General features: G+C 60.5%; 10 protein-coding genes. 9 read left to right on the forward strand and 1 reads right to left on the reverse strand.

The window, feature by feature from the left end; all coding sequences use genetic code 11:
* Both VK725_RS04435 and VK725_RS04440 read left to right on the forward strand, forming a co-directional pair.
* Window positions 1-551, forward strand: a 551-nt coding sequence (locus VK725_RS04435; RefSeq protein WP_325316847.1) for a hypothetical protein, incomplete at its 5' end; no start/stop codon positions are given.
* A 58-nt stretch (window positions 552-609) separates the two neighbouring features.
* Window positions 610-1170: a DUF2884 family protein gene (locus tag VK725_RS04440; RefSeq protein WP_325316848.1), complete on the forward strand. Its 561-nt coding sequence runs from the start codon at window positions 610-612 to the stop codon at window positions 1168-1170.
* Window positions 1171-1219: 49 nt separating this feature from the next.
* On the opposite strand, the gene VK725_RS04445 is transcribed toward VK725_RS04440, so the two are convergent.
* On the reverse strand, window positions 1220-2617 hold the full coding sequence (locus tag VK725_RS04445; RefSeq protein WP_325316849.1) for a class II fumarate hydratase: 1398 nt from the start codon (window positions 2615-2617) through the stop codon (window positions 1220-1222).
* 101 nt (window positions 2618-2718) lie between these two features.
* Between VK725_RS04445 and purB the strand changes: the two genes are divergently transcribed.
* From purB to VK725_RS04480, 7 genes are all read left to right on the forward strand, one after another.
* Complete coding sequence (gene purB / locus VK725_RS04450) at window positions 2719-4086, forward strand: adenylosuccinate lyase (protein WP_325316850.1); 1368 nt, start codon at window positions 2719-2721, stop codon at window positions 4084-4086.
* Between the two features lie 67 nt (window positions 4087-4153).
* Window positions 4154-4903 carry a sulfite exporter TauE/SafE family protein gene (locus tag VK725_RS04455; RefSeq protein WP_325316851.1) on the forward strand — a complete coding sequence of 250 codons (750 nt, stop codon included), beginning with the start codon at window positions 4154-4156 and terminating at the stop codon, window positions 4901-4903.
* A gap of 36 nt (window positions 4904-4939) precedes the next feature.
* Entirely contained in the window at window positions 4940-6151 is a 1212-nt protein-coding gene (locus VK725_RS04460; RefSeq protein WP_325316852.1) for a cupin domain-containing protein, read from the forward strand.
* The gene (locus VK725_RS04465) at window positions 6148-6660 is read left to right on the forward strand and encodes a hypothetical protein (RefSeq protein ID WP_325316853.1); all 513 of its coding nucleotides are present in this window, start codon (window positions 6148-6150) and stop codon (window positions 6658-6660) included. Before VK725_RS04460 ends, VK725_RS04465 begins: the two co-directional genes overlap by 4 nt.
* 248 nt (window positions 6661-6908) lie before the next feature.
* A complete protein-coding gene (locus tag VK725_RS04470; RefSeq protein WP_325316854.1) occupies window positions 6909-9752 on the forward strand; it encodes a 2-oxoglutarate dehydrogenase E1 component in 2844 nt (947 codons plus the stop codon).
* A gap of 81 nt (window positions 9753-9833) precedes the next feature.
* On the forward strand, window positions 9834-11036 hold the full coding sequence (gene odhB / locus VK725_RS04475; protein ID WP_325316855.1) for a 2-oxoglutarate dehydrogenase complex dihydrolipoyllysine-residue succinyltransferase: 1203 nt from the start codon (window positions 9834-9836) through the stop codon (window positions 11034-11036).
* A gap of 137 nt (window positions 11037-11173) precedes the next feature.
* Window positions 11174-12205, forward strand: a 1032-nt coding sequence (locus VK725_RS04480; protein ID WP_325316856.1) for an FAD-dependent oxidoreductase, incomplete at its 3' end; no start/stop codon positions are given.

A 12205-nucleotide genomic window follows, 5' to 3' on the forward strand; every position in this document is an offset into this window, starting at 1 on the left:
TAGCAAACCATGATCTGATCGGGGAACGCATCATGAAGTACCAAGGAACGATTCTTCTCGCAGCGCTGTGTGTTCTTCTGGGCGCCTGCGATATGCCGGATACCACCATGGCGAACGGCGCCGTCACGTTGAGGGACAACGTCGTGACCCTGCATGCCGATGGCGCGCCCAATGCCATCATCAATGCGAGAGGCGAACTGCAGATCGGCGACAAGACGATCACCACTACACCGCCACAGCAGGGACTTCTGGTGCTCTATTACGAGAACGTCGCCGATGTGCACGACACCGGCGTCGAAATGGGCAAAGTCGGCGCAGGCATGGGCAAGAATGCGCTGCAGGACAAGTTGAGCGGCAAGTCCAAGGATGAGACCGACAAGGACGCCGAAAATGGTGCCGCTCAATTGAAAACACTGGGCAAGAAGATGTGCCAGGACCAGATAAACGTACAGAACGTACAAAATCAGTTGGCCGCCCAGCTCCCCGACTTCAAACCGTACGGCAAGATTTTTACCGACGAGGAAAAGTCGTGCGACAAGGACGACGACTAGAACGAATGAGTCACCCGACAACGTTAGGTCAACCATCGGCACAGCAGGTCACGCACTCATGAAAAGCACGCTCGCTCTTGGACTACTGACGGCCTGCCTGTTCATTACGGCATGCGGCAAATCCGACAACGATGTGATCGTTATCGACGGCTCGACCAACATGGCCAATGGACACATCCGGTTGAACAACGACCATGTGGTATTGCGTGTCGATGGTTCGCCTGACGCCACGATCAACGAGAACGGCGACCTACTGATCGACCAGCAAAGCGTGAGCATCAACGACACGCAACGCCAGTTGCTAAAGTCGTACTATCAAAATGCCTATGCGATCCGCACCGACGGCATTGCCACCGGCAAAGCCGGTGCGGCAGTCGGTGCGCAAGCACTCAAGAGTGTGGCGACGCGGTTGGCCAGCGGCGATCCCGACAAGATTCAGCAGGACGTGAGCGCCAAGGCTCAGCTCGTCAAGGAAGCGGCCAGAAAGATCTGCCAGGACGTCAGCGGCATCCAGGCCGTGCAAACTCAACTCACTCCGCAGCTTCCTGCATTCAAGCCATACGGCAACATCATTGGTCCCGGCGATGCGAAAGATTGCATGGACGGCACAAAGGACTGACGCTCATCTACGATGCCGCCCGAAAGGCGGCATCGCTTTGACTGTCCCGTCAACCTCCGCCGCCACCGCCGCCGTGGATGCCACCCTTTGTTAATGCGCGCGGATCGAGCAACTTCTTCAGCTCTTCTTTCGACAGGCCCGATTTTTCCAGCGCCACATCCATGATCGGACGCTTTTCCTTGTAGGCCTGCTTGGCTATCGCTGCGCCCTTTTCGTAACCGATGACCGGATTCAACGCCGTCACAAGAATCGGATTCATCGCCAGCGCGAGATTGACGCGCTCGGTATTCACCTTGAAGCCGGCAATGGCCTTGTCAGCCAGCAACCGCGAGACGTTAGCGAGAATGTGGATCGATTGCAGCAAGTTGTAGGCAATCAACGGCAGCATCACATTGAGCTGGAAATTGCCCGATTGCCCGGCGATGGTGATCGATGCGTCGTTGCCGATCACTTGCGCTGCCACCATCGTTGTCGCTTCCGGAATCACCGGATTGACCTTGCCTGGCATGATGGACGAACCAGGCTGCAATGCGGGCAGCTCGATTTCGCCAATTCCCGCGAGCGGGCCAGAATTCATCCAGCGCAGGTCGTTGGCAATTTTCATCAGCGCTACCGCCAGGGCCTTGAGCTGACCCGACAGTTCAACCGCAGCGTCTTGCGCGGCCATGCCTTCAAAATAGTTATCGGCCGAGTCGAAGCGCACATCCGTGAGCTTTTTCAGTTCGCGTGCCACGGCAGCGCCGAATTTCGGATCCGCATTGATCCCTGTGCCGACGGCGGTGCCGCCAAGCGGCAACTGGCGCATGCGCTTGAGGCTATCCTGAATGCGCTCGATGGCCGATCCGATCTGCGCAGACCATCCTGAGAGTTCCTGACCGAAGGTCACCGGCATCGCGTCCATCAGATGCGTGCGTCCGGTTTTGGGAACATTGCGCAATTCATGCGCGCGTCGATCGATCACACGCTTAAGATGCTTCAGCGCAGGCAACAGTTCTTCATGCGTGGTCAACGTCGCGCTGACGTGGATCGTGGTGGGAATCACGTCGTTGGAACTTTGCCCATAGTTCACGTGATCGTTCGGATGAACCTTGGCGCCGGCTTTTGCCGCGACATGCGCAATCACCTCGTTGGCATTCATGTTGGTGCTGGTGCCCGAGCCGGTCTGGAAAATGTCGATCGGAAACTGGGCGTCAAACTGACCTTCCGCCACCGACAATGCCGCTTTGCGTATCGCCGCCGCCTGCCCTTTCTTCAGATAGCCGAGCGCAAGATTCGCTTCGGCGGCGGCGGCCTTGATCAAACCGAGCGCGCGGATAAAAGACCGCGGCAAGTGCAAGCCGGAAATCGGGAAATTGTCGATCGCGCGCTGTGTCTGCGCGCCGTAAAGGGCGTCGGCGGGGACTTTCAGTTCGCCCATGCTGTCGTGCTCGGTGCGGAATCCGCTCATGGTTGCATCTCTTGCGTAGGGGACCGGGTAACTATAAGCCCGCAAACGTTAGAGGCTGCTCAATGTAAAATAGGTGATTCTGATCCCCCGGAAGCTGCCCGATGTCCACCCACGCCCTCACCGCCCTGTCCCCGCTGGACGGCCGATACGCCAGCAAAACCGAGGCGCTGCGCCCCATCTTCAGCGAATTCGGCCTGATGCATCGCCGCGTGCACGTGGAGATCGAGTGGCTGCTCGCGCTGGCCGCCGAGTCGGGCATTGCCGAGCTGCCGCCCTTTACCGAGGCGCAGATGGCCAAGCTCAAGGCGATTGCCGCCGATTTCAGCGTGGACGACGGCGCGCGCATCAAGGCGATCGAAGCCACCACCAATCACGACGTGAAGGCGGTGGAGTACTTCATCAAGGAACGTATCGGCAACGATGCGGCGCTCGCCCAGGCGAAAGAGTTCGTCCACTTCGCCTGCACCAGCGAAGATATCAATAACCTTTCCTATGCACTGATGTTGCGCGATGCGCGACAAACCGTGCTGCTGCCCTGGCTGGACAAGATCATCGCCAAGCTGCGCGAACTGTCGCATCAGAACGCCAACCTGCCGATGCTGTCGCGCACGCACGGACAAACGGCGTCGCCGAGCACGCTAGGCAAGGAATTGGCGAATGTGGTGGCGCGTCTGGAGCGCCAGCGCAAGCAGCTTGCGGCGGTGGAAGTGCCCGGCAAGATCAATGGCGCCGTTGGCAATTACAACGCCCATGCCATCGCTTATCCGGATGTGGATTGGCGCAAGTTTTCGCAGCGTTTCGTCACCGGTCTTGGCCTGGACTACAACCCGTACACCACGCAGATCGAGCCGCATGACGGTGTGGCCGAGTACTGCGACGTCGTGCGCCGCGCCAACACGATCATGATCGATCTGGCGCGCGACATCTGGGGTTACATCTCCGTCGGTTATTTCAAGCAGGCGCTCAAAGCGGGTGAAGTCGGGTCCTCGACCATGCCGCACAAGGTCAACCCGATCGATTTCGAAAACGCGGAAGGCAACTTCGGCCTCGCCAATGCACTGCTCGGCCACTTCGCGGAAAAGCTGCCCATCAGCCGTTGGCAGCGCGACCTCACCGACTCGACCGTGCTACGCGCGCTGGGCACCGCATTCGGTCACGTGCTCGTTGCGTTGGAGTCGCTGCAGAAGGGCCTGGGCAAACTCAACGTCAATGCCGAGCGCATCGCCACCGATCTCGATGCCAGCTGGGAGGTACTGGCCGAGGCGGTGCAAACCGTGATGCGCCGCTATGGCTTGCCTGAACCGTACGAGCAGCTCAAGGCGCTGACACGTGGTCAGGGCATCACGCGCGAATCCATGCGTCAGTTCATCGACAGCCTTGCGCTTCCTGCGGATGCCAAGAAGCGCCTGATGGACCTCACGCCGGGCACCTACATCGGCCTCGCCGACGATCTGGCGAAGGAAATCTGATCGATCGGGCCGGACAAGGCGTCATGTGATTTGTCATGATGCCCTCTGCCCGACCCGAACGAGCCTCATGGCGCCCTTCTCCGAATTCCTGATTTTCGCCGGCATCGGTGCGCTCGCCCAGCTTGTGGATGGCGCGCTGGGCATGGCGTATGGCGTGACATCGGCGGGCATGTTGCTGGGCATGGGCATGCCGCCGGCACTGGCGAGTGCCAGCGTGCACTATGCGGAGACATTCACCTGCGGCGCGTCCGGCATCAGTCACTGGTGGGCGGGCAACGTGCAGCGCCGCCTATTTTGGGTGTTGGCGATTCCCGGTGTCATCGGCGCAGTGATCGGTGCCACGTTGCTAGCCCATCTTCCGCCGTCGTGGATTCGCTATTTCCTCACACCGTATCTCGTGCTGATGGGTTTGTTCCTACTGTTCCGAACAACCCGGCGCAAGGACCTGCGACATGACGTGCCTCCCGGAACGGGCTTGCTCGGGTTCATTGCGGGTCTGCTCGACGCCGCGGGCGGCGGCGGGTGGAGTGCGCTGACGGTAACCACTATGGTCGCGCGCGGCCAGGAGCCGCGCTACGTAATCGGCAGTGTGCATTTAGCCAAATGCATCGTCAGCCTCGCGGCCAGCATCACCTTTCTGCTCAGCATCGGCGAAAGCAAATTGCACGTTGTGCTGGGATTGATTGTGGGTGGCGTGATCGCTGCGCCGTTTGGTGCTTGGCTGGTGCGCCGCCTGCCGCCGCGTTTGACCACCTTGCTGGCAGGTCTGACGGTGTTGGCATTGGGTCTGTACAACTTCTATCGCATCGTTCGCTGATCACGGCGGCCAGCGCTCGCGCTTACAATGGCGTTTATGGCCCTCTCGAAAACCTCCCGCAAAGCGCTGCCCATCGAAGTAAGCGGCACGCCCAAGCTGCCACTCGGCATGACACCCGCACAGTTCCTGCGCGATTACTGGCAGAAACGGCCGTTGCTGATTCGCAACGCATTCCCGAACTTCCAATCGCCGGTCGCCCCCGAGGATCTCGCAGGTCTCGCATGCGAGGACGCAGCGCTCTCGCGTTTGATCCAGCACGATGAAGATCGCGAGCGTTGGCACGTCAAAACAGGACCGCTTGCTGAAAGTGATTTTGCGAAAACCGGCGATGCGAACTGGACGCTGCTCGTGCAAGACGTCGACAAGTGGGATATGGACGTCGCGGCACTCCTCGATCACTTCCGCTTTCTGCCAACCTGGCGCGTCGACGATGTGATGATTTCCTATGCCGAATCCGGCGGCGGTGTAGGCGCACATGTCGACCAATACGATGTGTTTTTGCTGCAGGGGTTAGGGCAGCGCCACTGGGCGGTCAGCACCGATTCCAATGCACCGAAAGACTTCCGCAGCGACGTCGAACTGAAACAACTGAGCCATTTCGAACCCACCCACGAATGGCTGCTCGATGCGGGCGACATGCTGTATCTCCCGCCCGGCGTTCCGCACGACGGCGTGGCATTTGGCGGCCCATGCATGACGTACTCGATCGGCATGCGCGCGCCGTCGCAAGCGGAGCTCGTAGGCGATCTGGCCGACTATCTCGCCGAGCATTTGCCGGACGACATGCGCTACGCCGACCCGGATCTGGAACCGGCCAAACGCGCCGGCGAGATCGGCAAGGATGCGTTGAAGCGCATCCGCGCGGCACTGCCTTTTGCAGCCGGCATGGACGATGCGATGTTGCTCGACTGGTTCGGCCGCTTCATCACGCGTTATCGCAGCGCGCAGACGCCGCTGGCGCCCTCCAAACCACTCAGCGAAGCCGCGTTGATGAAACAGTTGACGGGTGGCGCATCGCTGCTTCGTCATCCGTGGTCGCGTTTTGCGTGGGCACAAAACGGATCGCGCTACACGCTTTTCGCGAATGGTCACGGCTATCCAGCGACATCTCGCTGGGCTCAGCAGCTTTGTTCGCATCGCACGCTATCACCGCCGTTCGACTTGAATGCGAACGAACGTGCGCTGCTTCTTTCACTGGTCAACGACGGCCACCTGATCGCACGCAAGCTGAGGACTAGCCGCGCATGAGTACGACGCCGGACACGGAAAAAAAAGGCCCACACGCCGTTCGGGATCGCGACGAACTTGCAGCCGCACGACTGCAATTGCTCGCCGCCGCACGATACAAGCTCGCCATTCATCTGCCATCGTTGCCGGCCGACGCCTTCGGCAGTTCGGCCGAACTGGCAGAGCTCCGGCGCATCGCAACGTCCGGACGCAACGCCGAGATCCGCATCGTCCTGGGCAACGCCGACGCGGCATTGCGGTCAGGTCATCGCCTGATCGATCTTGCTCAGCGGCTACCCAGCGCCATCCAGATCCGCACACCTGCCAGCGAAGACGACAGCGGCCCGGTGAATACGGCGTTCTGGCTGCTCAACGACACCTACGGTTACCTGTTCCTGCCCGATGCCAGCCGACTGGAAGGCCGGGCAGCATTGGAAGATGGCCCGGGACAGGCGCCGCTGCTGCTCGATTTCGAACAAATCTGGGAACGGTCCGAGCCGGCCAGTCAGTTGCAGCCGCTGGGTTTGTAAACTGTTGGCTGAACAAGCCTGAAGATGCGGCGCTAAGTGCATGAACCGCTTTGACTAGCGACTTTCGCCCAAGACCTTGTCACTGCAGCATTCGCCCGCACTTCCTGCAACGCGCCAGGACTAACTTCGCATAGCAGACAGGTTGCCGCATCGCAGCAGCCCCAGGCTATAATTAACAGGATTTTTCGCCAGCGAATCGCCTTGATCAGGCGATTTGCTGCTGGCCTCCCTTCCCTGCCGGTGGTGACGTGAGCACAAACCTGATCCGCGAGTTTTTCGATTCCTCGCAACTCGCAGGCGGCAACGCCGATTACGTTGAATCGTTGTATGACACATGGCTTGCCGACCCCGAGTCGGTGCCCGCCGAGTGGAACACCTACTTCAAGACCTTCAAGGGCCGCGAGTCGGGAGATGTTTCCCACACCGCGGCCATTGCGCGTATCGAGGCTGCGCAAAAGCATCGCTCCAATGGCGTTGCCGCGGCGCCCGTCAGCGACGAGCATGCGCGCAAACAGGCTGGCGTACTGCGCCTGCTGACGGCCTACCGTTCGCGCGGCCACCTTGCCGCCGATCTCGATCCGCTTGGCCTTGCGCACAAGATGGATGCGCCGGACCTGGGCCTGGCTTTCCATGGCCTGTCGGACGCGGACCTCGACACCGAATTCGATTGCGGCAACTTCGGCGGCGGCGGCCAGCGCATGAAGCTGCGCGAGTTGCTCGCGCGCCTGAAGCGTGTTTACACGGCCACGGTCGGCGCGGAGTTCATGTACATCTCCGACCACGCTCAGCGCAACTGGATCTATAGCCACCTCGAACAGGCTAACGGCAACGCGGGCCTGGATAAGGCCGGCAAGCAGCGCATCATGGACGGCCTCACCGCCGCCGACGGGCTCGAGCGCTATTTGCACACCAAATACGTCGGCCAGAAGCGCTTCTCGCTGGAAGGTGGCGACAGCCTTATCCCGATGATGGATGACGTCGTGCGCGCTGCAGGCGACAACGGCATCAAGGATCTCGTGATCGGCATGGCCCACCGCGGCCGCCTGAACATGTTGGTGAATATTCTCGGCAAGCCGCCGAAGACCCTGTTCAACGAGTTCGAAGGCAAGTTCGAGCATACCCAAGACGATCCGGCTCACTCCGGCGACGTGAAGTACCACATGGGCTTCTCCGCCGACGTGCGCACACCCAAGGGTGGCGTGCATGTGGCCCTGGCGTTTAACCCCTCGCATCTGGAAATCGTCAACCCGGTCGTTGCCGGTTCCGTGCATGCGCGCCAGATCCGTCGCAAGGACACCGAACACACGCAATCGCTCGCTGTGCTGATTCACGGCGATGCCGCGCTGGCTGGTCAGGGCGTGAACATGGAATTGTTCAACATGTCGCAGGCCCGCGGTTTCAAGATCGGCGGCACGCTGCACATCGTGATCAACAACCAGGTCGGCTTTACCACGTCCAATCCGCAAGACGCACGTTCGACGCTGTACTGCACCGACCTTGCCAAGATGGTCAACGCACCGGTGTTCCATGTGAATGGCGACGATCCGGAAGCGGTCATCCAAGTCACGCGCCTCGCTTACGCATACCGCAAGCAGTTCCGCAAAGACGTCGTCATCGATCTGGTGTGCTATCGCCGCCATGGTCACAACGAAGCGGACGAACCTGCTGCAACGCAGCCGATGATGTATCAGATCATCCGCAAGCGCCCGCCAGCGCGCGAACTCTACGCGCAGCAGCTCGTGAAAGAAGGCTTGATGGCCGACGGTGATGCGCAGAAGCAGTTCGATGCCTACCGCGATCGCCTTGAAGCCGGCGCCGCGATGACCGACCTGCATCCGTCACTGACCAAGGATGTGGAAGTGGATTGGAGCCAGTTCCTCGGCAACAAACTGTCCACCCCGGTGAAGACGAGTGTGGCGAAGGACAAGCTGGTCCAACTCGCGAATCGCATTCTGGACATTCCGCAAGACATCACGCTGCAGTCGCGCGTCGCAAAGATCTACGACGACCGCCGCAAGATGGCCAGCGGCGAACAGCCCGGCGACTGGGGCTTTGCCGAAAACCTCGCTTATGCGACGCTGATCGACGAAGGTCACAACCTGCGTCTGGTAGGTCAGGATTCCGGTCGCGGTACGTTCTTCCATCGTCATGCCGTACTGCATGACCAGAAAGACGGCCACACGTTCATGCCGCTCGCCACACTGCGTAGCGACGCGAATGTGGAAGTAATCGATTCGCTGCTCAGCGAAGAAGCGGTGATGGCGTTCGAATACGGTCATGCCACCACCGATCCGTACACACTCAACATATGGGAAGGCCAGTTCGGCGACTTTGCCAACGGCGCGCAGGTGGTGATCGATCAGTTCATCAGCTCCGGTGAAGCGAAGTGGGATCGCCTGTGCGGTCTGGCGCTGTATCTGCCGCACGGTTACGAAGGCCAGGGTCCGGAGCATTCCTCCGCCCGCCTCGAACGCTTCCTGCAGTTGTGCGCGATGGAAAACATGCAGGTGTGCGTGCCGACCACGCCGGCGCAGGACTTCCACATGATTCGCCGTCAGATGCTGCGCCCGGTGCGCAAGCCGTTGATCGTGATGACGCCGAAGTCGCTGCTGCGCCATAAGCTCGCCGTGTCCACGCTGGACGAACTGGCGAACGGCAGCTTCCAGTTGGTGATCGGCGAACACCGCGACCTGCCGGCGAAGAAGGTCAAGCGCGTCGTGCTGTGCGCGGGCAAGGTTTATTACGACCTGCTCGAAGACGCCGACAAGCGCGGGCTCACTGACGTTGCCATCGTGCGCGTCGAGCAGCTCTATCCGTTCCCGCGTCCGGAAGTCACGGCCGAACTGGAAAAGTATCCTTCCGCCAAGGAAGTGATCTGGTGCCAGGAAGAGCCGATGAATCAGGGCGCATGGTTCCAAATCCGTCATCACTTGCAGGCCTGCGTGAACAACAAGCAAAGCCTGTCGTATGCCGGTCGCGCTCGTTCGCCAGCACCGGCAGCCGGTCATCTCAACGATCACATTGCCGAACAGGCGGCGTTGGTCGAACAGGCACTCGTCGCACCGGTCGGCCCGGATCACTCAGCAGAATAAATCGTGTTTAGGAATGCGGTCGGGACGATCGCTTTCGATCTACGCGCTCACGGATGAGTGCTAAACCCTAAGGATTCATCTATGTCCACCGAAGTCAAAGTCCCCGTTCTGCCCGAGTCCGTCTCCGACGCCACCATCGCCACCTGGCACAAGAAGGCCGGTGAAGCGGTCAAGCGCGACGAGAATCTGGTTGACCTGGAAACCGACAAGGTAGTGCTTGAAGTGCCCTCGCCGGTCGACGGCGTGCTGAAGGAACTGAAGTTCCAGACGGGCGACACGGTGAACAGCCAGCAAGTGATTGCGATCATCGAGGAAGGCGCTGCGGCATCCGCGCCGGCACCGGCTCCGGCCGCCGCTGCGCCCGCTCCAGCCTCCGCTCCGGCAGCTGCCGCGAAGACCGGCGGCAAAGGTGCCGAGGATCTCTCCCCGGCGGGCCTGCGCGTCGCGACCGAACAGAACATCGACCCATCCAAGGTTGCTGGCACCGGCCGCGACGGCCGCGTGACCAAGGAAGACCTGGTCAACTACGGCAAGGGCGGCACCCCGGCCGCTGCGGCGCCTGCCGTGGCCCCCACGCCAGGTTCGCGTCCGGAAGAACGCGTGCCGATGACGCGCATCCGCGCTCGCATCGCCGAACGTCTGATGCAGTCGAAGAACTCCATCGCAATGCTCACCTCGTTCAACGAAGTGAACCTCGCCGAAGTCACCAAGATGCGCAAGACGCTGGGTGAGCAGTTCGAAAAGGCGAACGGCGTGAAGCTCGGCTTCATGAGCTTCTTCGTGAAGGCCGCGGCTGAAGCGCTGAAGCGTCACACCATCGTCAACGCCTCGGTGGATGGCAACGACATCATCTATCACGGCTATCAGGACATCTCGATCGCCGTGTCCACCGATAAGGGCTTGGTCACGCCCGTGCTGCGCGATGTGCAGAACATGAGCTTCGCCGATATCGAAAAGGGCATCGCCAACTACGCCAAGAAAGCGCGTGATGGCAAGCTGGGCCTGGACGATCTGCAGGGCGGTACGTTCACCATCACCAACGGCGGTACCTTCGGTTCGCTGCTGTCGACGCCGATCGTGAATCCGCCGCAAAGCGCGATTCTCGGCATGCACACCATCAAGGAGCGTGCGATTGTCGAAAACGGTCAGGTGATCGCCGCGCCGATGATGTATCTGGCGCTGAGCTACGACCACCGCATCATCGACGGCAAAGATGCCGTGCTGTTCCTGGTCGATATCAAGAATCAACTGGAAAATCCGCAGCGCATGCTGCTCGGCATGTAAACCTCACAGGCCCCTCTTTTTGTGGAAGAGGGGCTGGAGTGAGGGTGCGCTAACACCGCAGCACCTCGCTCCGCACGTACCCTCACCTGCCCTCCGGGCATCCTCTCCCAAGGGAGAGGAACAAAGCGAGAAAAGACATGAGCGAAAAATTCGACGTCATCGTCATCGGCGCCGGCCCTGCCGGATACGTGGCCGCGATCCGCGCTGCACAGCTAGGCCTCAAGACCGCATGCGTGGATGCCTTCGTCGGCAAAGACGGCAAGCAGGCACTCGGCGGCACCTGCCTCAATGTGGGCTGCATTCCGTCCAAGGCATTGCTGGATTCGTCCAAGCAGTTCTACAACCTCGCGCACAACTTGCCGGCGCACGGTATCAGCGTCGAGAACGCGAAGGTCGACCTCGGCACGTTCATTGGCCGCAAGGACAAGATCGTCAAGCAGTTCACCGGTGGTATCGGCCAGCTGTTCAAAGCGAACAAGGTCACGCCGTTCTTTGGCAAGGGCAAACTGCTGAAAGGTAACAACGTCGAAATCACCGGAAACGACGGCAGCAAACAGACGATCAGCGCAACGAACGTGATCCTCGCCTCGGGCTCCGTGCCGATCGAACTGCCGTTCGCGAAGTTCGACAACAAGTACATCCTCGACAACGCCGGTGCGCTCGATATCAACGAAGTGCCAAAGCGTCTTGGTGTGATCGGCGCGGGCGTGATCGGCCTGGAACTTGGCAGCGTGTGGCGTCGCCTGGGTTCGGAAGTCACAGTGCTCGAAGCGTTGCCGGATTTCCTTGGCGTTGCCGATCAAGATATCGCCAAGATCGCCTTCAAAGAATTCACCAAGCTTGGTCTGGACATCAAGCTGGGCGCCAAGCTGAGCAAGGCCGAGATCAAGAACAACGCCGTCGTTCTCACCTATGAAGACAAGGACGGCAAGCACGACATTACCGTCGACAAGCTGCTCGTCGCCGTGGGCCGCCGCGCTTACACCGACGGTCTGCTGGCCGACGACACCGGCGTGAAGCTCGATGAGCGCGGCCGCATCGCGGTCGACGAACACAACCACACCGGCGTCGATGGCGTATGGGCCATCGGTGACGCCGTACGCGGCCCGATGCTCGCGCACAAAGGTTCCGAAGAAGGCGTGGCCGTGGCCGAGTGGATCGCCGGCAAG

Origin of the sequence: Dyella sp. (assembly GCF_035486915.1) — a bacterium.
Taxonomy (GTDB): Bacteria; Pseudomonadota; Gammaproteobacteria; order Xanthomonadales; family Rhodanobacteraceae; genus Dyella_B.